The sequence below is a fragment of the Nocardioides halotolerans DSM 19273 genome (assembly GCF_000422805.1).
Taxonomy (GTDB): Bacteria; Actinomycetota; Actinomycetes; order Propionibacteriales; family Nocardioidaceae; genus Nocardioides; species Nocardioides halotolerans.
Map to the genome: position 1 here is coordinate 106,366 of NZ_AUGT01000023.1, position 22,278 is coordinate 128,643.

The window sequence follows — 22,278 nt, forward strand, 5'->3', positions numbered from 1 at the left end:
ATGTTGAGATATGTCGTCCGTCGGGCCGTCTCGGGGCTGCTCGTCCTGTTCTTCCTGATCGCGGCCCTGTTCGTGCTTCAGCACCTGAGTCCGGCAGATCCGGTGCGTGCGCTGGTCGGCAACAAGGCCTCACCCGAAGCGATCGAGAACGCGCGCCACCAGCTCGGCTACGACCGGCCCCTCCTCGTGCAGTTCTGGTCCTACCTCGGCGACCTCGCCCACCTCGACCTGCAGACCTCGCTACGCACCAAGCACGCGGTGTCGATCGATGTCCTGAACACCCTCGGCCCGACGGTCGAGCTGCTGGCCTTCTCAGCACTCCTCGCGTTCGGCGGAGGCTTCCTGCTGGGACTGCTGACGCTGCGGGGCGGCCGCGTCGCCTCCGGGGTGCGGATGACGATGATCGCGACGGCGTCCGTGCCGCCCTTCCTGCTCGCGCTCCTGCTCATCATCCTGCTCTACAGCCGCGCGGACCTGTTCCCCGCGACGGGCCAGACCTCGATCGCGACGGCGCCCACGGGCCCCACCCGGCTGCTCGTGCTGGACTCGCTGCTGCACGGGCAGCCGCGCACGATGCTCGACGCGCTGCACCACCTCGTGCTCCCAGGCCTCACCCTTGCGGCGACGCCCGCGGTCGCCATCGGGCGCGCCTTCAGCAGCGCCCTGACTACGACCATGCGGGCCGACTTCGTGAAGACGGCTCGGATGAAGGGGTTGAGCAACCGCCAGTTCGTCACCCGTCACGTGCTGCGGAACTGCCTGAACTCCGCTCTGGCGATGGGCGGACTGCAGCTCGGCGTGATGCTCGCCGCCGTCACGATCATCGAGTCGATGTTCGCGTGGCCAGGTGTCGGCCAGTACCTCGCACTCTCGATCGGCGCCACCGACCTCCCCGCGATCCTCGCCGTGGCCCTGGTCTTCGGAGCCTTCTTCATCACCGTCAACACCCTCGTCGACATAGGGCAGGCCCTCGCCGACCCCCGCATCGCCTTGAACGCCTGAACGGAGACCCATGGCTTCCCGTACCTACGACACCGCGTCCGCCGGGACGACAACGCTCGGTGGGGTCTCGTTCTGGCTGCAGCAAGTGGGCGTTCCCGAACCAAGTGACGCGCTCGAGGGGGACCGCACCGCGGACGTCTGCATCGTCGGGGGCGGCTTGACCGGTTTGTGGGCCGCGTACTACCTCAAGCTGGCCCGACCGGACTGGGACGTCGTGGTCCTCGAGCGGGAGTTTGCCGGCTTCGGTGCCTCGGGGCGCAACGCCGGCTGGCTCTCCTCCGAGCTCGCGGGCAAGTACGGCACCTTCGCCAGGCGAGGCGGCCGCGACGCGGTGCAGGCCATGGTCCGGGCGATGAACGAGACCGTGGACGAGGTCCTCACGGTGTGCACCAGCGAGGGCATCGATGCCGACGCGCATCGGGGAGGTGTGCTCCGGATCGCCCGAAATCCGGTCGAGGAGGCCCGGCTCCGGCACGAGCTCGCGACCGACGCCGAGTGGGACGTCGCCGCCGGCCACCGGTGGCTCTCCGGGGCCGAGGTCGACGCCCGGCTGCGGATGTCCGGCGCCGTCGGCGCAGCCTTCAACGAGTACGGCGCCCGCATCCACCCCGCCAAGCTGGTCCGCGGTCTGGCGGCCGTCGTGCGAGGTCTCGGCGTCCGCATCCACGAGGGCACCGAGGTGCGGTCGATCGAAGCGGGCAGGGCAGTGACCTCCCACGGGACGGTGACCGCTCCGGTCGTGCTGCGCTGTCTCGAAGGCTTCACGGCAGGGCTTCCCGGCCTGCGCCGCGAGTGGCTACCCATGAACTCCTCCCTCATCGCCACCGCACCGCTGCCCGAGGAGACCTGGTCGGAGATCGGGTGGGAGGGCCGTGAGGTTGTCGCCGACGGAGCCAACGCCTACGCGTGCGCGCAGCGCACGGAGGACGGCCGGATCGTGCTCGGCGGCCGGGGGATGCTGCCGCGCTACCGGTATGCATCACGTCCGGACCACGACGGCATCACCACCTCGGACGCCGTCGCGATCCTGACCCGGACCCTGCACGATCTCTTTCCCATGGTGCGCGACGCGCCGATCGAGCACGGGTGGTGCGGTGTTCTGGGTGTGCCTCGCGACTGGACACCCAGCATGGTCTTCGACCCGGGCACCGGCCTGGGCTGGGCCGGCGGGTACGTCGGGAGCGGTGTCTCCACGACCAACCTGGCCGGCCGGGTGCTGCGCGATCTGGTCACGGGCGTGGACACGCCGCTGACGCGGCTGCCGCTGGTCGGCCACCACGTGCGCAAGTGGGAGCCGGAACCTGTTCGATGGCTCGGGGTCCGCACGATGTACCACCTCTACAAGGCCGCGGACCGCCGCGAGGCTGGCGGCCTCCAGCGGGAGAGCCGGCTGACCCGGCTCGGCGCCCTGATCACGGGGCGTTGAGATGCGCGGGCCAGGGGCCGCCGGGTCAGGCGTCCGGAGGTTGCGGTGGTGTCGGGAAGAGCGTCTCGAGGGCACGCAGCACCGTGTGGAGCGCGGCGTTGCTGCTCTCCCGACGCCAGGCCAGGTAGGCGTAGACCGGGTCCAGCTTCTCGCTCAGCTCCACCGCAGAGATGCCCTGTCGTGGCACGTGCTCGATGGCAGTGTCGACGGTGAAGGCCACGCCGGCTCCGGCGGAGACCAGAGCCATGATCGTGCCGGTGTCTGGCAGGGTCTGCGCGATGGTCGGCACGAACCCTGCGATCTGGCAGAGCTCGAGGAAGTCTCGTTGAACGGCGGAGTCCGTGGGCAGGCCCAGAAAGCCGTCATCGCGGAAGCTCGACAGCGACACCGGTCCACCGTCGGCCGCGGGGTGCGTGCTGGGCACCGCCATCAGGTAGCGCTCGGCCGCGATCGGCCGCGCCTCGATCCCGGCGGGCACCGTGCGGAACCGTGCGATGGCCAGGTCGATCGACCCGTTGAGCAGCCGGTCGGAGACCTGCAGGCCATAGCGGCCCGGGTCGAACAGCAGGTCGATCCCCGGGTGGAGCTCCCGCATCTCGCGTCCCAACCGACCGATCAGGTCGTACGAGGAGGGGCCGGCGAAGCTGATTCGGACGCGCCCGGTCTCCCCCCGGGCGGCGCGGCGCACCTCCATGCGGGCCTCGGTGTTCAGCACCAGCATCTCGGTGGCGGGCTCGATCAGGGCACTGCCGGCCGAGGTCAGCTCGACCTTGCGGGTCGTGCGGTCGAAGAGCTGGACGCCGAGGTCCGCCTCGAGCTTCTTGATGGTCCGGCTCAGGTAGGGCTGCGCGAGCAGCAGCCGATCGGCGGCCCGTCCGAAGTGCAGCTCCTCGGCAACCGCGAGGAAGGCACGTAGCTCGAACAGTTCCATCCCGAGATTGTTTCACTCTGACTCATCAATAGCGAGAAATTAGGCATTGGACATGCAACAGGCAATCGCGAAAGATTCAACGGCCATGGAGCTCGCAACGGAGGTGTCGGCCGAGGACTTCGCGCTGGTCCACGACCAGGTTCGCTCGTTCGTCCGGGAGCGTGTGGTGCCGCGTGAGAACGAGATCATGGCCGCCGACCGGGTGCCCGACGACCTCCGGTCGACGGCGGCCGCGATGGGGCTGTTCGGCTACGCGATCCCCGCCGAGTGGGGCGGGCTGGGGCTCGACCTGTGCCAGGACGTCGAGCTAGCGATGGAGCTGGGCTACACGACGCTCGCGCTGCGCTCGATGTTCGGGACGAACAACGGGATCGCCGGCCAGCTCCTGGTCGCCTCCGGCACAAAGGAGCAGAAGGCCAGATGGCTGCCCGGGATGGCGGCCGGCGAGGTCGTGGCCTCGTTCGCCCTCACCGAGGAAGGCGCCGGCTCGAGCCCGGCGGCGCTGCACACGACGGCCCGGCCCACCGCTGATGGATGGGTGCTCGACGGCCGCAAGCGGTTCATCACCAACGCTCCAGACGCCGACCTGTTCGTGGTCTTCGCCCGCACCGGACCCGAGGCCGGCGGCCGCCCGGCGATCTCGGCCTTCCTGGTGCCGGCCGGCACCGGCGGGCTGACCGTCGGCCCGCGCGACCACAAGATGGGCCAGGAGGGCGCGACCACCGCGGAGCTGGTCCTCGACGCCGTGCACCTCCCGGCCGCCGCGCTCGTCGGCGACTCCGAAGGCGCGGCGTACACCGAAGCCTTGGCGTGCCTGACCCGCGGCCGCGTGCACATCGCCGCGCTCGCGGTCGGACTCGCGCAGCGCGCCCTCGACGAGTCGGTGTCCTACGCCGCCACGGCCACCCAGGGCGGGACCCTGATCGGCAAGCACCAGCTCGTCCAGGCGATGCTCGCGGACCAGGCCACCGGCGTGGCCGCCGGGCAGGCGCTCGTGCGAGCCTCGGCCCGCAGCTTCGTCGCCGGCGCGGACCGCCGGATCGGCCCCTCGGCTGCCAAGCTCTTCTGCACCGAGATGGCCGGACGCGTCGCCGACCTAGCGGTGCAGGTGCACGGCGGATCGGGCTACATGCGTGGCGTCCCGGTCGAGCGGATCTACCGCGACGTACGCCTCCTGCGGCTCTACGAGGGCACCAGCGAGATCCAGCGGCTGATCATCGGCGGCGCCCTGCTCCGCGACGCCAAGGCCGGTGCGGCATGACGGATTTAGAGCTGCCCCTCGCCGGCGTCACCGTGGTGTCTCTGGAGCAGGCCGTGGCCGGCCCCATGGCCACCCGGCACCTGGCGGACCTCGGTGCCCGCGTCATCAAGCTCGAGCGACCGGGCATCGGCGACTTCGCACGCGGCTACGACCAGGTGGTCAACGGGCTCGCCTCCCACTTCGTCTGGCTGAACCGCTCCAAAGAGTCCTTCGCGGTGGACCTCACTACCGATGAGGGGCGGGCCAACGCCCTTCAGCTCATCGGGCGCGCGGACGTCTTCGTGCAGAACTGCGCCCCGGGTGTGGCCCAGCGCCTGGGGCTCGGCAGCGAGGCGCTCCGCAAGCTGTGGCCAGGACTGGTCGTGGTGAACATCTCGGGCTACGGAGAGGACGGCCCCAAGCGCGACCGCAAAGCCTACGACATGCTGATCCAGGCCGAGACCGGCATGGTGTCGGTGACCGGAACGCCCGACACCGCGACGAAGACCGGGATCCCCAGTGCCGACATCGCGGCCGGCATGTACGCGGCGCTCGCGGCCGCCTCGGCCCTCTTCCGCCGGACCCGGAACGGGGCCGGCGCGACGGTCGAGGTCTCCATGTTCGACGCCGCGGTCGAGTGGATGGGCTACGCCCTCTACGTCCAGCTGTACGCCGGCCGGCAGATCGAGCGGCGCGGCCTCGGCCATGCGTCGATCGCGCCCTACGACGCCTACCCGACCAAGGACGGCAGCATCCTGATCGGGGTGCAGAACGACAGCGGCTGGCGCAGCCTTGCGGACGGCGTCTTCGGCCGGCCGGACATCGCCGACGACCCGCGTTTCAGCACCAACATGGCGCGGGTCGCTCACCGCCAGGAGTGCGACGAGTTCGTTTCCAGCCAGACCTCGCAGTGGTCGACCGAGCAGCTCGATCAGCGGCTGGCGGAGGCCGGCGTGCCGGCGGCCCAGATCAACGACATGGGCGCGGTCGTCGACCATCCACAGCTCTCCGAGCGGAAGCGGTGGCGGACCGTCGATACGGAGAACGGCGCGATCCGGGCGCTGCTTCCGCCGATGACGTTCGCGGACGTCGACCTGCGCATGGATCCAGTGCCGGCTCTGGGTGAGCACAACGAACAGATCCTGTCGGAGCTCGAGTGAGCGGGCTCCTCGCAGGGCGCGTCGGCGTCGTGACCGGAGCCGGCCAGGGCATCGGCCTCGCCATCGCCCACTCGTTCGTGGAGCACGGTGCCAGCGTCGTCCTCGTCGACCTCAACGAAGACGCCGTCCGAGCGGCAGCTGTCGAGCTCGGTCCAGAGCGGGCGACGGGCCTCCGCTGCGACGTGACCTCGGCATCCGACGTGCAATACATCCTAGACCAGGCTGGCGACCGCTTCGGGAGCGTCGACGTCATGGTCAACAACGCGGGGATCACGCGCGACGCGACCATGCGGACGATGACCGAGGAGGACTTCGACCAGGTGGTCGATGTCCACCTCAAGGGAACGTGGCATGGCACCCGGCTCGCTGCAGCGGTCATGCGCGAGCAGCGCCGCGGCTCGATCGTGAACATCTCGTCGCTGTCCGGGAAAGTGGGCCTGGCCGGGCAGACCAACTACTCGGCGGCGAAGGCCGGGATCGTCGGACTCTCCAAGGCGGCGGCCAAGGAACTGGCCCACCACGGAGTTCGCGTCAACTGTGTCCAGCCCGGTCTCATCGCGACGGCGATGACCGCCGCCATGCCGCAACGCGTGTGGGACCAGAAGATGGCCGAGATCCCGATGGGCCGGCCCGGCCGGCCGGAGGAGGTGGCCTCCGTGTGCGTCTTCTACGCCTCCGAGCTCTCGTCGTACTTGACCGGAACGGTGACCGAGGTCACCGGTGGGAGGTTCATGTGACCAGCCAGCCGCTCGCGCAGGGGTCGGACGTCGTGGTCTGTGCGCCGCTGCGCACGCCGATCGGCCGTTACGGGGGCGTCTTCAAGAGGCTCACGGCAGTCGACCTAGGCGTCACTGTGCTCCGGGCGCTGCTGGACAGCACTGGGGTCAGCCCCGGTGATGTGGACGACGTGATCCTCGGCCAGTGCAACGGGAACAGCGAAGCTCCCGCGATCGGCCGGGTGGTCGCCCTCGACGCAGGGCTGCCCACTTCGGTGCCAGGGATGCACATCGACCGACGCTGCGGCTCCGGCCTTCAGGCCATCCTCAACGCCGCGATGACAGTCGGCGCGGGAGCAGCCCAGCTGGTCGTCGCCGGGGGCACCGAGAGCATGAGCAGCGCCTCGTTCTACTCCACCGATGTCCGCTGGGGTGCCGGTCGCGCCGGCGTCCGGATGCACGACAGCCTGGTCCGGGCCCGCGAGACCTCTGGCGGCCGCGACCACCCGGTTCCGGGCGGCATGATCGAGACCGCCGAGAACCTGCGCCGCCGCTACGACATCGCCCGCTCGGCGCAGGACGAGCTCGCGGTCGAGTCGCACCGGCGTGCGGTCGAGGCTCAAGAGTCCGGCGTCATGGCCGAGGAGATCGCGCCCGTCTCCCTGCCCGACGGCACCGTTGTAGCCATTGACGAGCACCCCCGCGCCGGAACGTCCGTCGACGAGCTGGCGATGCTCCGCCCTGTGCTGATTCGTACCGACGCGGACGCCACGGTCACGGCGGGCAACGCCAGCGGACAGAACGACGCCGCCGCGATGGCGCTCGTCACCACCCGTTCCCGTGCAGACCAGCTCGGCATCGAGCCGCTGCTCCAGATCACGTCCTGGGCTGTCGCCGGCGTCGGACCGGAAGTGATGGGGATCGGTCCGGTGCCCGCGACCCGGCTGGCGCTCGACCGAGCCGGTCTCACCATGGACGACCTCGACACGATCGAGCTCAACGAGGCGTTCGCCGCTCAGGTACTAGCGGTGTTCAGCGAGTGGGGGGTGACGCCGGACGACAGACTCCGGATCAATCCACACGGCTCGGGCATCTCGCTGGGCCACCCTGTCGGCGCCACGGGTACCCGGATGGTCGGCGCCGTGGGGCGGCAGCTACGACGTACAGGCGGCAGGCACGGCTTGGTCACCATGTGCATCGGCGGCGGGCAAGGTATGGCAGCCGTCCTGAGCGCTACTGTGTGAAGCGTTGTTGACCTCGCCAGCGAGCCCGCACCGGGATGAAGACCATGACTGGGAGTGCACTGCGGCCATGCGCGGACGTCATCCCGCGAATCGATCGCCTCCCGGTTTCGGACTGTCTTGACTGGGCTGCGGGATCCGATTGAGCTGGCGGGCGAGCCTGGCGGCTGCACGCCGCAGCAACGTCTATGGCTCAGACCTGCAGAGGCTCGCCCCCCACCATCTGGCGCGGCACTGGTGAGGCGGCCTCAACCATCGCCTGAGTCACTGGTGAGCAGGGCGTCGGAGTCGAGGACGATCCGCTGATGAGAGCGGTGGGAGGACGCGCCTCTGAACTCCGTGGGACAGATAGTCCAAAACCACGGAGGCGTATATGTGTGCGCTCGAAGAAGTGGACTGCAGCACGATCGGGTGACAAATCGGGTCACGCCGCCTGAGTGGTCGGCGTGGTCATGATGGTCTCGTAGTAAATGGGGTTCAATCGGCCGAGCGTGTCTTGCCTGCGGCGTCGGTGGTCTGTCCGTTCGATCCAGGTCACGATCGCGATTCGGAGCTCCTGCCGGGTGGTCCAGATGCGTCGGTTCATGACGTTCTTCTGCAGCACGGCGAAGAAGGACCCCATGGCTGCGTTGTCGCCGGCGGCGCCGACCTTACGCCGTCCTGGCCGCCATCGACTCGCCAGCCTCACGAGCTGTGTCGACCAGGAACCGGTCGCCGAACTCCGGGTCATCGCGATTGCGTCGAGCAGGGCGTTGGCACGGTAGGCCTCGACGAGCTCGGCGTCGGTGACCCGTGCAGCGAGCGACTGGTAGTAGTGCTAGCGGGCCAGCTTGAGCACCCGGCACGCCACCGTGACGGCAACACCGTCGCCAGCGAGCTCGCGGACGGGCGAGTACATCGTTCTCCCTACAGGTTCGCCCTGGGATAGATGGGCCGCGGCGCGGCGCAGGACCTCGTTCTCTTGTTCCATCCACCGGGTGGCGAGTGGTGACGGTAGCGTGGCCCAGCTCTGGGGAGCCGGATCCTGAGCTGCGACGCCCCCCGCCCTCTGTCGTGCTACGTCGCTGCTACCGGCCCGGCGGAATATCGGCAGCGGTGGGCTTGTGCACTCCCGCTATGCCTTGTGCCGGACCGTTCGGCCGGCTCGTCCGTCCGGTGGGGGTGCGGGACGCGTGCGCGGCGTCTGAGCCGTCCCCCACGGGTAGATGTCGTCCAGCAGTTCGACAACCGTCATTCTCAGTGTTGTCGCCAAGGTGTCCAGGACGAGCAGCGAGGGAAGCTTGCGGCCCCGCTCGATGTCGCTGAGGTAGGCCAGCGAGATGCCGGCTCCCTCGGCGAGATCGGCCAGATGAAGATCTGAGTCGGCACGCAGAGCACGCACCCTCGCGCCGAGGAGCAGGCGGCCCGTGGCGAGTCGTCGCTCGGGGGCTGTGGCCATGGGTCGACGCTATCGTGCACGCGACGATGAGTGATGATGGCTCGCTCCGACCGAGCGCCTGTGTGCTGCGACAGAGGGTACGCGCGGTCGGTGCGCTCCATTCTTGGCGGGTTCCTACGGTTCGTCCCGCAGCCCAAGCCGGATCTCACGGTCGGCTCGCTCGCGACGGCTCGCCACGACTGCTCGATACAGTTGCTCGGCGGCCTGAACATCCAGATCCGTAACTTCGCGACCGTCTGCCGCAGCGTCCCGAAGCGCGGCGAGATGTGCGCGCGCCAGGTGTCGCTCCTCATTCTTTGAAGATCCGACCGAGGCGACCAGAACGGCGTCATCGTCGATGTTGACCATGGACCGCCGGTACAACACCTCGACCGCCAGGGCGTCCACCCGGGCTGCAAGCACAAAGCCCTCGTCACACATCCGGTCGGTGGGCGGCCGTTCGGTCGAATAGCAGTCGGCTACCTCATCGACGAAGCTGTTCATCTCCGCCGCTATCTCCGGGACCGTCCCGCCGAGGTCGGCACGCGATTGCCACGTGAACTCTGCGGCCAGCATCAGCAGGCCGATCAGTGCCTCCTCGTCACCACCGAGCGCGGCTCGGACCCGGTCCGGCAGTCGATCAATCAACTGAGCGACCACGAGCGAACGATCCTCGCGTGCCGGCAGTGGGGTTGTTCGCCTCTGGCGTTTCCCGTTCATTTGATATTACTCTAACAGAGTAGTATCTGTTTGCTGACGTCATGACGAGGTGGTCAATGCCGAGGTCTCACCCTCACTCCACGCGGTTCTGCACCGTCAGTGGCTCAGAGATTGCCCTATCCCGCGTCATGGGCAGCGACACCAGGAGGGGAAGCTGTCGGGTCTCCATTGGGTTCGGCATAGACCGCGTCGCCCACTCCGATCTGGGCCTCGTTCCTATGGTCCGATAGCGATGTCACGCAGCAACCCGTCGCTGGCGCTGATCGTCGACGTCGACGGTGTTGTTTCACCGGTCTGGGGCCACACTGCTTGGGGCGATGACGTCGTCGCCGGCCAGGTCTTCGGACCCGTGCACGTGTCTCCCACACTGTGCCGACGGATCGATCAGCTCGCCGCGCAGCCCGGCCTGGCGTGCCGGTGGCTCACCTCCTGGCCAAGGCCGCTCCGCGACCGTATGGACCCATTCCCCGGTCCGGCCTGGCCCCAGATCACCAGCGAGTACGAGGACCCCGGTAATGACGACGTGGACTGGTGGAAGTGGACAGCGCTTCTGCGCTGGCTCGACCACCACGGGTCCGTTCGGCGTCTCGCCTGGTGCGATGACCACCTCACTGACACTCACCTCGTCGGGCCCGACGACTCCGCCGGTGAGGGCCTGACGGCCGACGATGGAGACCACGCGGCGCATGGCGTAGCCGCGATCAGGAAAACCCTGGCTGAGCGCGGCATCGAGACCCTGCTCCTCGCCCCGCGCACATCTGTCGGTATCACCCCGCGGCAGATGGAACGACTCGAGCGGTTCCTGAGCCGTTGTGAGGCGTGAGGCGACGATGACGCCGACGCCAGGACGCAAGGCTCGTCGTGAGGCTTACCACAAGGTCGACGACGAAGGAGACTGCGAGGACCCCGCCCCGGCTCCCGAGGGCAAAGCATTTGTGTGGCTCTGGCCTCCCGGAGCCGCAGATCCCGTCCTCGCCGGCCGGATCACAGAGACCACTGGTCAGCACGACAACACGCCGGTGTGCACGTTCACCTACGACGACTCCTTCCTGGAGCGGCCCGACGCTGTGTCCTTGTTCACCCCCGAGCTGCCCTTGCGCTCGGGAGTCTTCGACCCAACCCAGCCAGAGGGCCCGCCGTCGCGAGATCCGCTCTCGATCGCGTCGTGCCTGCGAGACGCATCCCCCGACGCGTGGGGGCGCCGGGTCCTCAACAGCCAGATCGCCGGTAAAGCCACGGCCGTGCTCTCGGAGCTGACCTACCTGTTAGCCGCAGGCAGCGATCGGATCGGTGCACTCGACGTCACCACCACACCCTCGGCGTACACTCCCCAGGCCGCTGAGCAGGCGACCCTGGATCAGCTGGTGCAGGCGTGCGAGCTCATCGAGATAGGCAAACCCGTCCCGGCGGAGCTGCGCAAAGGCATCCGGCACCTCACCGGAGTGGGTGGCGCACAACCGAAGGCACTCCTGGTCAACGGGGAGCGGTCGCTGATCGCGAAGTTCCCCTCCATCACCCAGGCCAGGCCAGCGCTGCACGCTGAGGCGGTTGCGATGCTCCTGGCGCAGCGGGTCGGGATCAACGTGGCTTCGGTGGAGATGGTGCCGGTCGAGGGTCGCGACGTGCTGCTGGTGGAACGGTTCGACCGGCCTAAGGCCGGGACCCGCCACATGATGGTCTCGGCTCTAACCCTCCTCGGGTACGGCGAGCTCGCCTCACGCCACGCCACCTACCCCCAGCTTGCGGACACCGTCCGCGCCTCCTTTACTCACCCCGCGGACACACTGCGCGAGCTCTACACCCGGATGGTGTTCAACATCTGCGTCGGCAACAGCGACGACCACCTGCGCAACCACGCGGCGTTCTGGGACGGGTATCTGCTCGAGCTCACCCCGGCCTATGACATCGCGCCCAGCCCTCGCGCCGGCGGTCCGCTGTCCCACGCGCTCGGCATCACCCGCGACGGCCGCAGAGCCAGCCAGTTGCACCTAGCCCGCGCCGCAGCTCACGACTTCGAGCTCGACGACGCTGAGGCGGCCGCTCTCATCGATCGCGTCACCACCAGAGTCCGCGTCGACTACGACGATGTGTGCGACCAGGCCCGCGTCAGCGCCGCGGACCGGAAGGCGATGTGGGGACGTGAGTTCCTCAACCCCTATGTCGAGTACGGGGAACCCTGAACAACCGCACCAACGCTTAGGTCCGCTCTGCGCCCACGGGACACGTCGATGGCGGATCGGCCGCTAAGGCCCGGAGCCTGACCCGGGTAGCTCGGACACCTGATCTGTAGCGAGGATGGAGCCCAACTGTCGCGTGCGATCAGAAACTCACCTGGCACGCCCCGATGTCCGGCGGCTGTGTCGACCAGCGTCTCGGGACTTTGTCGTCGTGGAAGGTAGGGGCACCGGACCCTGGTCTCTGAGCGGTCAGGTCCCTGACAGCGGGTCAGTCACATGACTGGTTCCCTACTGAGCCACCTTCCGCACTCTGGATGTGGACCTGGGGGAGTCGCTCGACCTATCGGCGGGTGCCGGGGGTACGAGGATCCATGTTCCGCGTTGTCTCGACGCGGTGAGTCGAGGTGGGTCACTCGAGCACGTTGTCTGCCTCGATTGAGGACATTGGGACGGTCCATTCGCAGATCTCGCAACTGAGGTCGTTGACCATGTGGATGGTCCAAGCGATTTCGGGGATGCCGTAAGCGAGGTCAGGCGCCACCGTGCGCAAAGAATATTCGCGGCGTTCCTCGATCTCCTGGATGTTGATCAGCTGTGTTCCTCCGCACGTGGGGCAGACCGGTTCGCGGAGCGCGTCCGGGTCAGGGATGCGGGAGAAGGGCTGGGCGGTGTCTGTGGTCATGGGGTGCATCGTGCCGAGGCCGCGCGCAGCGGCAATCAGGTCGTCCGGGCGGGCGGCAGCTCGACGCGGGCCGGGAGCGTGGCTCGGTCTTGATCTTGCGCGAGACGTCGCGCAGCCTGCGTCGCGCGCGGCCTCCGGGTGACTTGGGGGCACCGGACCTTCGTAAGAGGCTACGGAGCATTTCCAGGCCGAGGCGATACGGCCGGCTCTGGCGGGCGGAGTAAGCACTACCAGCCTGGTCTTTTCTGCGGCGGTGCAGCGAGCGCGAACCGTGAAGAGAGTCCGAGGAGTCCGCGGTGGGTCACGCCAGCCACCTGCCACCCAGTTCCTTTATGGCGCAGCCCGCGGGTGTCCAAGACAAACGAACCCGATGGCCGCGAGGTCGCGGGCTTCTCACATCGTCCTGCGTACCCCCGCGGCACCGGCGACGTGGGAAGCAAGCCTTACCAAAGCTTCCGCGCGCTGGACCACGGGTACGTCGACCATCTCGCCATCTTCGAGGCGGGCGACCCCGCCGGCCGAGTCCTCGAATGCCGCGATGACCTGGGCCGCCCACTCAAGCTCCTCACGTCGAGGAGTGAAGGCCGAGTGGATTGTCTCGAGTTGACGCGGGTGGATCGCGCCCTTTCCGAAGAAGCCGAGGTCGCGCGCGACCCCGGCCTCTTCGGCGAGGCCCGGCACGTTGTTCACGTGGGCAAAGACGCTGTCGATCGGAGGATCGAGCCCGTATGCCCGGGAGACCACGACGAGGTGCGACCTCGCGTAGGTCAACGGCGTCACGCCGGGCCCGGTGCCGAGGTCGCGGCGGAGGTCGACACCACCGATGCTGAGCTGGAGCGGAATGCCTTCAGTGCGGACTGAGGCGATCTCCTCGGCGGCGAGCAATCCTCTCGCTGACTCGACCGCGCAGATGAGAGGCAGGCCAGTAGCGCGCTCCGCGACCCACCGGATGTCGGCAGCGGACTCGACCTTGGGCACGCGCAGCGCCAGGGCCCGGTCGGCCACCGCGTCGAGGTCACGCTCGGCCTCGGGCGTGCCGACCGCGTTGATGCGGACGATCGCAGCGTGCTCGGCCAGCACGTCGTGCACGGCCCGTCGGGCTGTGGCCTTGTCGGGTGCGGCGACGGAGTCCTCCAGGTCAAGGACGACCACGTCGGCACCGGCGTCGAACACCTTCGCGAGCACCCGGGCCGAGCTGCCTGGTGCGAAGAGGTAGCTTCGGTGGATCACAGCACTCCCGCCGACCGGAGCTCGCTCACCTCGTCGTCGGGCAGGTCGAGCAGCTCCTTCAGGATCACCTCGGTGTCCTCGCCGAGCCGCCGGCCGGCGAACCGGATCCGCCCCGGCGTCCGGCTCAGGCGGAACAGGAGGTTCTGCATCTTCAACGGGCCCAGGTCGGCGTCGTCGACGGTGGTGAAGGAGTCGCGCGCCAACACCTGCGGGTCGGTGGCCAACTGGCCGACGTCGAGGATCGGGGCGAGGGCCGCACCGGCGGTCTCGAACGCCTCCGACACCTCCGCGAGAGTGCGCTGCGCGATCCACCGCGAGACGACGTCGTCCAGTAGCTCGGCGTGTGCCACCCGCCCGCTCGCGCTGGCGAACCACGCCTCGTCGACGAGGTCGGGGCGGCCGACCAGGCGCAGCACCCGCTCGGCCACCGAGGTGGCGCTCGCCGAGATGGCGACCCAGCGCCCGTCGCTCGTGCGGTAGGTGTTGCGGGGCGCATTGTTAGGCGAGCGATTGCCGTGCCGGCCCGGGACCTGTCCGAGTTGGTCGTGCGCCGAGGGCCCCGGGCCCAGGATCGCCAGGAGCGGCTCGAGCAGTGAGAGGTCGATGACCTGGCCGTGGCCGCCGTTGCGGGCCCGCTCGTAGAGGGCGGTGACGACCGCCAGGGCACCGGAGATGCCGGCCACGCCGTCGGCCAGTCCGAACGGCGGAAGCGTCGGCGGGCCGTCCGCCGGTCCCGTCTGGTGCGCGAATCCGCTCATCGCCTCGGCCAAGGTGCCGAAGGAGCGGCGCTCGCGGTACGGGCCGGTCTGGCCGAAGCCGGTGGTGCGCAGCACCACGAGCCCCGGGTTGACGGCGTGGAGCACATCGGGTCCGAGGTGCCACCTCTCGAGCACCCCGGGACGGAAGTTCTCGACGAGCACATCGCTGCTCCGGACCAGGTCGAGCAGCAGCTCGCGACCCCGAGGCGTGCTGAGCACCAGGGTCATCGCGCGCTTGTTGCGCGAGATGACCTTCCACCACAGCCCGTGCCCGTCCTTGCTCGGGCCGTGGGTGCGGGCGGGGTCGCCCCGCGGGTGCTCGATCTTGATGACGTCGGCTCCGAAGTCGCCCAGGAGCATCGCCGCGATCGGCGCTGCGTAGACGGTGCTGATGTCGAGCACCCGGATCCCCTCGAGCGGGCCATCTCCTGGCGCTGACCGGTCATCGTGGCTCACGGCTCACATCCTCGGTTCGAAACTGCATACAATGAGTACGTAATTGCGTGCAGTCTATATGCAATCAGACCGGTTGAGTAGAGCGTCTTGTGTGGAGCAAGCGGGAGGTCGTGCGGAGGGATAGTTGCACTGGCGTACTAAACTCTCGGATCGTGAGCACGGACTTCCAGGCCCAGGACATAGCCCTCTTCCGCCAGGTGCTGGTCAGGCTCAACCGCAGACTGCGCAAGCACTCGGCGGACGGCGAGCTGACCCCGTCCCAGGCCTCGGCCGTCGCCACGGTCGGACGGCACGGTGGCATGCGGGTGGGTGAGCTGGCACGGCGCGAGGCGATCAGCAAGTCCTCGGCGACCCGGGTCGCGGCCAGGCTCGAGCGGTTGGGGCTGTTCAGCAGGTTCGTGGACCCGCTGGACCAGCGCACGTACGGCGTGGTGCTGACCCCGGCCGCGAAGACCTACCTCGCGAAGGTCGAGCGCTCTGCCGAGGACCTGCTGGCACAGCAGCTCGTGGCGCTGTCCACCGACGAGCGGCGTCGGCTGCTGGCAGCCCTGCCAGTGCTGGAGAAGCTCGCCACGGTGCGCTGGTGAGGAGGTACCTCCGCGCCACCTTCGACTCGCTGCACAGCCCGAACTTCCGTCGCTACCTCAGTGGCCAGGGCATGTCGGTCATCGGCACCTGGATGCAGAAGGTGGCGCAGGCCTGGCTGGTCCTCGAGCTGACCGACTCCGGTGCCGTCCTCGGCATCACCGCGGCGCTCCAGCAGCTCCCCACCCTGCTGCTCACCACGTGGGGCGGCCTGCTCGCCGACCGTCTGGACAAGCGCCGGGTCCTCCTGGTCACGCAGTCGGCCGCCGCGGTCCCGGCCGTGGCCCTCGGAGTCCTCACCCTCACCGACCACGTGACCATCTGGATGGTGATGGTGGCGGCGCTGGTCCTCGGGGTGATCGAGTCGGTGGACCGGCCGGTCCGGCTCACCTACGTCAGCGAGATCGTCGACCCCGCGCGGCTGACCAACGCAGTGGCCCTCAACAGCATCACCCAGAACGTCGGCAAGGTGGTCGGCCCGGCCGTCGCGGGCGTCACCATCGCGTGGCTCGGCATCGGACCGACCTTCCTGATCAACGCCGCGTCGTTCCTCGCGATGATCGTCGGGCTGGCCCGGATCCGGCGCGAGCAGCCGGCGCCGGAGCCGTTGCCACGCACTCGCGGCGCGACGTGGCAGGGCTTCTCCTACGTGCGCAGCCGGCCGGCACTCCTCGGCCCGCTCGTGCTGATGACGGTCAGCGGCACCCTCGCCTACAACTGGACGGTGGTGCTGCCGCTGCTGGCCAGGCAGGGCTTCGGAGAGGACGCGCGAGTGGTCGGACTGATGTTCACCTGCATGGGGCTGGGCGGCGTGGTGTCCGGGCTGGCGTTCGCGGGGGCGCTCCGGCCGACCACGAGTCGGCTGGCCGTCGCCGGGCTGGTCTTCTCGCTCCTGATGTGCACCACCGCGCTCGCTCCGAGCCTGACGCTGGCCTACGTCTCGCTGGTGGCGCTGGGCGGGAGCAGCGTCCTGTTCCGGGCGGTCGCCAACTCGGTGCTGCAGCTGCGTGCCGAGCCGGAGATGCGCGGGCGGGTGATCGCTCTCCTGGTGCTGGCGACCCAGGGCACCACCACAGTGGGCGGCCCGATCATCGGCTGGTTCTGCGAGGTGACCGACCCGCGCTTCGGCTTCCTCTTGGGCGGGATCGGTACGGCGATCGCCGCAGCGGTCGTCCACAGCTGGATGGGCGAGCGACGCCTGGCTGCCCGCGCGGCGTCCGAGCCGGCCGGCGCCGCTCAGCGCACGTAGGGGAGGACCTGCTCGCCGAGCAGCTCGATGCTGTCGGGCACGCCTGCGAGGCCGCGGTCGTGGCTGGCCATGCTGACCTGGGTGACCCCGATCGACTCGAGGTGCCGCAGCCGCTCGACCACCTGCTCCGGTGTCCCCACGGCGCCGAACCGCTCCACGAAGTAGTCGGTGAGCCCGAGCTCCTCCATCAGCGGCCCGTTCTGGGCCGAGGTGCCCTTCTCGGAGTAGTCGAACCGCCGCGCGTAGTCCCGGAGCACGTCGTGCAACTCCTCGGGCACGTGCTTGCCCTCGAAGCCGGCGCGGAAGGCGTGGTTGCCGATCGAGGCGAGGCTCTCCTTGGCCCGGTGGAGCCCGTCCTCCCAGGTGGGGCCGATCCCCGAGCGCGTGTCCCACCAGATGTCGAGCTCGGCCGGGTCGCGGCCGGCGTCGCGGGCGCCCGCGTGGATGGTGTCGAGGCTCTCCCGCACCACCATCTCGGTGAGCCCTGCGCCGACGAAGACGCCGTCGGCGATCTCGCCGGCCATCCGGAGCATCCGCGGCCCCTCGGCCACCATGTAGAGCGGGACCGCGTGCTGGTGCTTGGCCATCCACGGCAGTCGCACGGTCCGCTCGCCGTACTCCGCGTGGCCGGTGCGCAGCAGCGACTTCAGCGCCAGGAAGTAGCCCCGCATCTCGGCCACGCTGGCCGGCTTGAGCCCGGCGTTGCGGACCGCGCCGTCGCCGCGGGCGATCAGGCAGAACGCCCGCCCGCCGCTGACCACGTCCAGGCTGCCGAGCGCGTTGGCCATCACGCCGACGTCACGGGTGACCGCGTTGGTCACCCCGGGGCCGAGCCCAGCCTTGCTGGTGCGGGTGGCGGCCAGGTTCAGCGCGGAGAAGCACTCGAGGTTGTTGAGCTGGGTGTCGCCCACCGAGATCCGGTCGAAGCCGTAGGCGTCGGCCCTCTCGACGCGGTCGATGAACGACGCGGCGGTGAAGCCGTCGGGGCCTGCGGTCGGGGGCGCCGAGACGCGCACGGTGATCTTCATCGGTCCTCCTTGCGGGTGGGCCGGCCGTCGTCGGCGGCACCGACGTGGGCCAGCAGGCTCATGGGTACGGCGACGTCGTCGGCCGAGCCGACCTCCCACCAGGCCCGCTTGAGCGTGGTGAGGGCGGCGCCCTCGACGAGCCCCTGGCAGGCCCGGTCGAACTTGGCATCGATGTCGGCCGCGGTCATCGGGTCCTGGAAGTGGCCCTTGTGGTACATCGTCTCCTCGCGGAGCTCGCGCCCGTCGACGTCGCGGAACACCACGCGCACCGGGTGCGGCTTGGTGACGCCCATGTTCTGGTCGCGCAGCTCGGTGAGGTCGTCGGCGGCGGCCACGGTGATCCGGCGCATCAGCGGTCGCAGCGCCGGGTCGAGAAACCGCTCGGGCCGGTAGGAGTCGAGCGTGATCTCCCCGTCGACGAGGGCGACGGCGAGCATGTAGGGCAGGCTGTGATCGGCCGTCTCCCGGGTCTGCGGGTCGTACTTGTCGGCGTCCGCGACGTGCCGGGACGCGCGCTCGCAGACCTCGACATGGATCGACTCGATGCGGTCCGCAGGCGACCAGGCGCGGACCCGCGGGACGATGTCCAGCAGCCCCAGCACCTGGCTCTCCGCAGGGATCGGCTTCTGGTGCGCCATCTCGATGACGCTCGGCCCGCCCGGGAGCACGGGCAGCTGCGGCTCGAACTCGCCGAGCGCCTCCCACAGGCCGAAGAACCCCTCGACCGGCGCCGCGGTCGCGGTGAACCCCTCGGCCGCCAGCTCGGTGCAGTGCACGGCGTTGCGCACGGCGAATGCCGTCGACGCGCCCTTCATCATCGTCAGCGAGCCCCAGCGGTGCACGGCCAGCGGCAGCGCCGTCGTCAGCGCGAGCGAGACGGCGTGGCCCAACTGCTCCCGGTCGAGCCCGAGCAACCGACCGCAGGCGAGCGCGGTGGCGCCGCCCATGAACAAACCCTGGTCGAAGTGCGCCCGGCTGACCGCGATGCCGAGCCCGCCGAGCAGCTCGTAGGCCAGGGCGGTCGCCGACAGCAGCTCGGCTCCGGAGGCGAGCGCGATCTCGCCGATCGCGAGCAGCCCCGGGATCATGTCGCTCGGGTGGCCGCCGCCCTTGGCCTGCATGCCGTCGTTCCAGTCGTAGGTGCGCACGATGACGGAGTTGGCGAAGGCGGCCTGGTCGGGCGCCACGTCGCCACCCGACCCCACGACCGTGGCGCCGGGTGTACGCCGGCTCCGCGTGGCCACCCTGGCCGCCATCCGGGCCGGTTCGGCCGTGGTGCCGGCGACCGCGACGGCGACGGTGTCGATGAGGTGGTGCAGCGTCGCGGTGTGGACGCGCTCGGGCTCGGCCGCGAGCCGGTAGTCGAGCGCGAACTCGACGAGCCGCTCGGTGGTCCTGTCCATCGGCGCACCCCGCCCTGGTCGTCAGACATTGTATTCTACGCGCACACAATATCCTTAGCCCGAGGATCCTCGTCAAGCAAGCGGCGCCGCTGGCCGCGGACCTTCGCGCGTCGGCACGCCGCCGCGCGGCCTGTATGCGATGTCGGGAAGGCCGGGGAGGGTGCTCCGCGGATCGGGCCTGGGCTCAGTTGCGCAGCAGCATCCGGATCCGGAGCTCGGCGAGGTGTCGCATGTGGTCGACCGCGATCTTCTCGGCAGTGTCGGCGTCGCCCTGGCTGATCGCGTCCGCGAGCTTGACGTGCTCGTCGATGGACTCCTCGATCCGGCCCGGCAGCCCCAGCGTCGGGTCGGGGAAGCGACGAGCCGCCTGCTGGAGCTGGGTGAGCAGCTGGGCCAGGTAGCGGTTGCCCCCGGAGTCGCGGACCACGGCGTGGAACTCGAAGTTGAGGCGGGACAGCTCCCGCACCTCGCCGGCCTCGCCGACCCGGCGCATCTCCGGGATCAGGGTGGTGAAGGCGTCGAGACACTGCCGCTGGCCGTGTCGTGCGGCGAGCCGGGCGGCGAGGCCCTCGAGCGCCTCGCGCACGACGTACAGCTCGAGCACGTCCTCGCTGCTCATCTGGCTCACCACGACGCCCTGGTTGGCCTTCATCTCGACCAGCCGCTCGGCGGCCAGGATCCGGAAGGCGTCGCGGACCGGGGTCCGGCTCACGTTCATCTCGCGGGCGACCTCCGCCTCGCGCAGCCAGCGACCAGGGCCGAGGGAGCCGTTGAGGATCGCCTCGCGCAGCGCGTTGGCGACGGCGTTCGGCATGTCGCCCCGAGTCGGGGGCTTGCCGTCCACGAGCAGCGCGAGCCCGCTCAGGGACCCGCCGGCGTCGGCGTTCTCGTCCATCTGGTGGCCTCCTCGTGTCGACACCCGAGTGCCGATCGTATACAGAGCGGAGCGTACGCGACAGGTGCGCAGCCGCGCGACGCCTTGCGTGTCGCCCCTCGATGTGATTGCATACGATCAGCATATAATCTTGCGAAACAGTTCGGCGTCCCAGAAACGGAGTTTGGCGATGAAGGTGTACGAGGCGCTGGCGAAGGCATTCGCCGCGGAGGGGACCAAGACGGTCTTCGGCATGATGGGTGACGCCAACATGTACTGGATGGAGGAGCTCGACAAGCTCGGGGTGGAGCTGGTCGAGGCCCGTCACGAAGGTGGCGGCCTGGCCATGGCCGACGGCTACGGGCGAGTCCACGCCGACCCGGGCGTGTGCACCACGACCAGCGGGCCGGGAGTGACCCAGCTCGCGACCACCCTGGTGGTGGCCGCGCGGGCCAGAACCCCCCTGGTGGCGTTCATCGGTGAGGCGCCGGCCGGCGACCCGTCCTACGTGCAACGGCTGGACCAGTCGCGGTTCGCGGAGGCCTGCGAGGCCGCCTTCGTCCACGTGACCACTCCCGACCTCGCCTACGACGCCGTGCAGAAGGCCTTCTACATCGCCCGGACCGAGTCGCGGCCGGTGCTGATCAGTGCGCCGATGGACGTCCAGCAGAAGCCGTTCCCCGACGCGGACGATGAGTACGTGCCGTCCACCGAGCTGCTGGCGCCGGTGCGGCCGATCTTCCCGAACCCCGAGGTGGTCGAGCAGGTGGCGGACCTCGTGGCCGCCAGCGAGCGGATCGTGATCGTCGCCGGGCGCGGCGCCGAGCGGTCCGGGGCCGGCGACGAGATCCTGCGGCTCGCCCAGGACACGGGCGCCCTGATCGCGACCACGCTGATGACCAAGACCTGGCTGAGCGAGGACGAGTTCCACGTCGGCATCTCGGGCAACTATGCGACCCGCACCGCGATCGAGCTCTTCCAGGACGCCGACCTGGTCATCGCGCTCGGCGCCGGGCTGAACAAGTACACGACGAATCACGGCTACAACTACCCGATGGCCAAGTACGTCCAGGTCGACACCAAGCACCACGTCGTCATGGGCGACGGTCGCAGCGCGGACATCTTCCTCCAGGCCGACGCGCGGCTCGCGGTGCAGGAGCTCCGCGCCGCGCTCGAGACCCGGGGCGTGCACCACACCGGCTACCGCACCCCGGACGTCAAGGAGAAGCTCGCCACGGCCTGGGTCGACGACGAGCCGTACGACGTCGAGGAGGGGACCGTCGACCCGCGCGACGTGTGCACCACGCTCGACGAGCAGGTGCCGGCCGAGATCGGCCTGGTCATCGGCGGCGGCCAGAACATCTGCTTCTCGACCATCCTGATGAAGAAGAAGCGCCGCAGCATCCTGATGAACCAGCACTTCGGCTGCATCGGCCAGGGGCTCACGACCGCGATCGGGCAGATGTTCGCGACCGGCAAGCAGCCGACCTTCCTGATGGAGGGCGACGCCGGCTTCATGATGCACCTGCCGGAGTTCGAGACCGCGGTGCGCAGCGAGCTCCCGCTGCTGGTGATCGTCATGAACGACCAGCTGCTGGGCGCGGAGTATCACAAGGCGGTGGCCAAGGGGCTCAACGCCGAGCTGGCGCGGATCTCGACGCCCGACCTCGGCGAGGTCGGGCGGGCCCTGGGCGGCCGCGGGTCGCTGGTCCGCTCGATCGCCGAGCTCGAGACCGCGATCGCGGAGTTCGTCGCCGATCCGGCGCCGACCATCGTCGACGTCCGCATCTCCACCCAGGTCATCAGCATCCCCTACCGTCGCCTGCACTTCGGCCAGGAGGCCTGACCCGCGAGGTCGGCTCTCCGGGCGGCCCTTCCTCGCGGCCACTCAGACGGTATGACGTGACCGCCTCGGCCTGAGGGGGTTGCGGGCCGGGGCCTCTCACATGCATGTACGTGGGTTGTCGGGCAGGAGTGGCCTGC

At 69.5% G+C, this 22,278-nt stretch carries 20 protein-coding genes and 1 pseudogene; 11 read left to right on the forward strand and 10 right to left on the reverse strand.

Features of this window, described 5'->3' with window-relative positions:
• Complete coding sequence (locus tag G514_RS0107460) at nucleotides 1-1,002, forward strand: ABC transporter permease (protein ID WP_028651241.1); 1,002 nt, start codon at nucleotides 1-3, stop codon at nucleotides 1,000-1,002.
• A 10-nt stretch (nucleotides 1,003-1,012) separates the two neighbouring features.
• Nucleotides 1,013-2,428 (forward strand): NAD(P)/FAD-dependent oxidoreductase, encoded by a 1,416-nt coding sequence (locus G514_RS0107465; RefSeq protein WP_028651242.1) that lies wholly within the window; start codon nucleotides 1,013-1,015, stop codon nucleotides 2,426-2,428.
• A gap of 25 nt (nucleotides 2,429-2,453) precedes the next feature.
• On the opposite strand, the gene G514_RS0107470 is transcribed toward G514_RS0107465, so the two are convergent.
• Complete coding sequence (locus G514_RS0107470; RefSeq protein ID WP_028651243.1) at nucleotides 2,454-3,359, reverse strand: LysR family transcriptional regulator; 906 nt, start codon at nucleotides 3,357-3,359, stop codon at nucleotides 2,454-2,456.
• Nucleotides 3,360-3,444: 85 nt separating this feature from the next.
• Between G514_RS0107470 and G514_RS0107475 the strand changes: the two genes are divergently transcribed.
• The 4 genes from G514_RS0107475 to G514_RS0107490 are packed head-to-tail and all read left to right on the forward strand — an operon-like array spanning nucleotide 3,445 to nucleotide 7,719.
• Nucleotides 3,445-4,620, forward strand: coding sequence for an acyl-CoA dehydrogenase family protein (locus G514_RS0107475; protein WP_028651244.1), 1,176 nt, complete (start codon nucleotides 3,445-3,447; stop codon nucleotides 4,618-4,620).
• Entirely contained in the window at nucleotides 4,617-5,759 is a 1,143-nt protein-coding gene (locus G514_RS0107480; protein ID WP_028651245.1) for a CaiB/BaiF CoA transferase family protein, read from the forward strand. Before G514_RS0107475 ends, G514_RS0107480 begins: the two co-directional genes overlap by 4 nt.
• Nucleotides 5,756-6,496 (forward strand): 3-oxoacyl-ACP reductase FabG, encoded by a 741-nt coding sequence (fabG, locus tag G514_RS0107485; RefSeq protein WP_028651246.1) that lies wholly within the window; start codon nucleotides 5,756-5,758, stop codon nucleotides 6,494-6,496. Before G514_RS0107480 ends, fabG begins: the two co-directional genes overlap by 4 nt.
• A complete protein-coding gene (locus tag G514_RS0107490) occupies nucleotides 6,493-7,719 on the forward strand; it encodes an acetyl-CoA C-acetyltransferase (RefSeq protein WP_028651247.1) in 1,227 nt (408 codons plus the stop codon). Before fabG ends, G514_RS0107490 begins: the two co-directional genes overlap by 4 nt.
• 421 nt (nucleotides 7,720-8,140) lie before the next feature.
• Here G514_RS0107490 and G514_RS0107495 read toward each other — a convergent pair.
• The 3 genes and pseudogenes from G514_RS0107495 to G514_RS0107510 all read right to left on the reverse strand — a co-directional run.
• Nucleotides 8,141-8,368: pseudogene (locus G514_RS0107495) on the reverse strand (IS3 family transposase); the annotation flags it as partial.
• Between the two features lie 462 nt (nucleotides 8,369-8,830).
• A complete protein-coding gene (locus G514_RS29055) occupies nucleotides 8,831-9,154 on the reverse strand; it encodes a helix-turn-helix domain-containing protein (RefSeq protein WP_051247047.1) in 324 nt (107 codons plus the stop codon).
• A 114-nt stretch (nucleotides 9,155-9,268) separates the two neighbouring features.
• Nucleotides 9,269-9,853, reverse strand: coding sequence for a hypothetical protein (locus G514_RS0107510; RefSeq protein ID WP_157544647.1), 585 nt, complete (start codon nucleotides 9,851-9,853; stop codon nucleotides 9,269-9,271).
• A gap of 232 nt (nucleotides 9,854-10,085) precedes the next feature.
• Here G514_RS0107510 and G514_RS0107515 point away from each other — a divergent pair, with 232 nt between their 5' ends.
• Nucleotides 10,086-10,676: an HAD domain-containing protein gene (locus tag G514_RS0107515; protein ID WP_028651250.1), complete on the forward strand. Its 591-nt coding sequence runs from the start codon at nucleotides 10,086-10,088 to the stop codon at nucleotides 10,674-10,676.
• 7 nt (nucleotides 10,677-10,683) lie between these two features.
• On the forward strand, nucleotides 10,684-12,033 hold the full coding sequence (locus G514_RS25475; RefSeq protein WP_084151853.1) for a type II toxin-antitoxin system HipA family toxin: 1,350 nt from the start codon (nucleotides 10,684-10,686) through the stop codon (nucleotides 12,031-12,033).
• Nucleotides 12,034-12,439: 406 nt separating this feature from the next.
• On the opposite strand, the gene G514_RS0107525 is transcribed toward G514_RS25475, so the two are convergent.
• The 3 genes from G514_RS0107525 to G514_RS0107535 form a co-directional block, all read right to left on the reverse strand.
• Nucleotides 12,440-12,712 carry a hypothetical protein gene (locus G514_RS0107525; protein ID WP_157544648.1) on the reverse strand — a complete coding sequence of 91 codons (273 nt, stop codon included), beginning with the start codon at nucleotides 12,710-12,712 and terminating at the stop codon, nucleotides 12,440-12,442.
• A gap of 393 nt (nucleotides 12,713-13,105) precedes the next feature.
• On the reverse strand, nucleotides 13,106-13,942 hold the full coding sequence (locus G514_RS0107530; protein ID WP_051247051.1) for an HpcH/HpaI aldolase/citrate lyase family protein: 837 nt from the start codon (nucleotides 13,940-13,942) through the stop codon (nucleotides 13,106-13,108).
• Nucleotides 13,939-15,156, reverse strand: coding sequence for a CaiB/BaiF CoA transferase family protein (locus G514_RS0107535; protein ID WP_028651253.1), 1,218 nt, complete (start codon nucleotides 15,154-15,156; stop codon nucleotides 13,939-13,941). Before G514_RS0107535 ends, G514_RS0107530 begins: the two co-directional genes overlap by 4 nt.
• Before the next feature lie 152 nt (nucleotides 15,157-15,308).
• On the opposite strand from G514_RS0107535, the gene G514_RS0107540 reads away from it, so the two are divergent.
• Both G514_RS0107540 and G514_RS25480 read left to right on the forward strand, forming a co-directional pair.
• Nucleotides 15,309-15,743: a MarR family winged helix-turn-helix transcriptional regulator gene (locus tag G514_RS0107540; RefSeq protein ID WP_051247052.1), complete on the forward strand. Its 435-nt coding sequence runs from the start codon at nucleotides 15,309-15,311 to the stop codon at nucleotides 15,741-15,743.
• Nucleotides 15,740-16,990 carry an MFS transporter gene (locus G514_RS25480; protein ID WP_036563969.1) on the forward strand — a complete coding sequence of 417 codons (1,251 nt, stop codon included), beginning with the start codon at nucleotides 15,740-15,742 and terminating at the stop codon, nucleotides 16,988-16,990. The genes G514_RS0107540 and G514_RS25480 overlap by 4 nt, the downstream gene beginning before the upstream one ends.
• Here the strand turns inward: G514_RS25480 and G514_RS0107550 are convergent.
• From G514_RS0107550 to G514_RS0107560, 3 genes are all read right to left on the reverse strand, one after another.
• On the reverse strand, nucleotides 16,978-18,018 hold the full coding sequence (locus G514_RS0107550; RefSeq protein WP_028651255.1) for an LLM class flavin-dependent oxidoreductase: 1,041 nt from the start codon (nucleotides 18,016-18,018) through the stop codon (nucleotides 16,978-16,980). The genes G514_RS25480 and G514_RS0107550 overlap by 13 nt on opposite strands.
• Nucleotides 18,015-19,421: an MmgE/PrpD family protein gene (locus tag G514_RS0107555; RefSeq protein ID WP_028651256.1), complete on the reverse strand. Its 1,407-nt coding sequence runs from the start codon at nucleotides 19,419-19,421 to the stop codon at nucleotides 18,015-18,017. The genes G514_RS0107550 and G514_RS0107555 overlap by 4 nt, the downstream gene beginning before the upstream one ends.
• A 184-nt stretch (nucleotides 19,422-19,605) precedes the next feature.
• Nucleotides 19,606-20,316, reverse strand: coding sequence for a GntR family transcriptional regulator (locus G514_RS0107560; protein ID WP_051247054.1), 711 nt, complete (start codon nucleotides 20,314-20,316; stop codon nucleotides 19,606-19,608).
• Nucleotides 20,317-20,485: 169 nt separating this feature from the next.
• Here G514_RS0107560 and G514_RS0107565 point away from each other — a divergent pair, with 169 nt between their 5' ends.
• The gene (locus tag G514_RS0107565) at nucleotides 20,486-22,141 is read left to right on the forward strand and encodes a thiamine pyrophosphate-binding protein (RefSeq protein ID WP_028651258.1); all 1,656 of its coding nucleotides are present in this window, start codon (nucleotides 20,486-20,488) and stop codon (nucleotides 22,139-22,141) included.
• Nucleotides 22,142-22,278: the final 137 nt, after the last annotated feature.

What these genes read in the sequence shown, in the direction of transcription:
- G514_RS0107510 (WP_157544647.1), bottom strand. Translation starts at nt 9,853, where the DNA reads ATGAACGGGAAACGCCAGAGGCGAACAACCCCACTGCCGGCACGCGAG.
- G514_RS0107525 (WP_157544648.1), bottom strand. Translation starts at nt 12,712, where the DNA reads ATGACCACAGACACCGCCCAGCCCTTCTCCCGCATCCCTGACCCGGAC.
- G514_RS0107565 (WP_028651258.1), top strand. Translation starts at nt 20,486, where the DNA reads ATGAAGGTGTACGAGGCGCTGGCGAAGGCATTCGCCGCGGAGGGGACC.
- G514_RS25475 (WP_084151853.1), top strand. Translation starts at nt 10,684, where the DNA reads ATGACGCCGACGCCAGGACGCAAGGCTCGTCGTGAGGCTTACCACAAG.
- G514_RS0107555 (WP_028651256.1), bottom strand. Translation starts at nt 19,421, where the DNA reads ATGGACAGGACCACCGAGCGGCTCGTCGAGTTCGCGCTCGACTACCGG.
- G514_RS0107480 (WP_028651245.1), top strand. Translation starts at nt 4,617, where the DNA reads ATGACGGATTTAGAGCTGCCCCTCGCCGGCGTCACCGTGGTGTCTCTG.
- G514_RS29055 (WP_051247047.1), bottom strand. Translation starts at nt 9,154, where the DNA reads ATGGCCACAGCCCCCGAGCGACGACTCGCCACGGGCCGCCTGCTCCTC.
- G514_RS0107560 (WP_051247054.1), bottom strand. Translation starts at nt 20,316, where the DNA reads ATGGACGAGAACGCCGACGCCGGCGGGTCCCTGAGCGGGCTCGCGCTG.
- G514_RS0107465 (WP_028651242.1), top strand. Translation starts at nt 1,013, where the DNA reads ATGGCTTCCCGTACCTACGACACCGCGTCCGCCGGGACGACAACGCTC.
- G514_RS0107460 (WP_028651241.1), top strand. Translation starts at nt 1, where the DNA reads ATGTTGAGATATGTCGTCCGTCGGGCCGTCTCGGGGCTGCTCGTCCTG.
- G514_RS0107550 (WP_028651255.1), bottom strand. Translation starts at nt 18,018, where the DNA reads ATGAAGATCACCGTGCGCGTCTCGGCGCCCCCGACCGCAGGCCCCGAC.
- G514_RS0107475 (WP_028651244.1), top strand. Translation starts at nt 3,445, where the DNA reads ATGGAGCTCGCAACGGAGGTGTCGGCCGAGGACTTCGCGCTGGTCCAC.
- G514_RS0107515 (WP_028651250.1), top strand. Translation starts at nt 10,086, where the DNA reads ATGTCACGCAGCAACCCGTCGCTGGCGCTGATCGTCGACGTCGACGGT.
- G514_RS0107470 (WP_028651243.1), bottom strand. Translation starts at nt 3,359, where the DNA reads ATGGAACTGTTCGAGCTACGTGCCTTCCTCGCGGTTGCCGAGGAGCTG.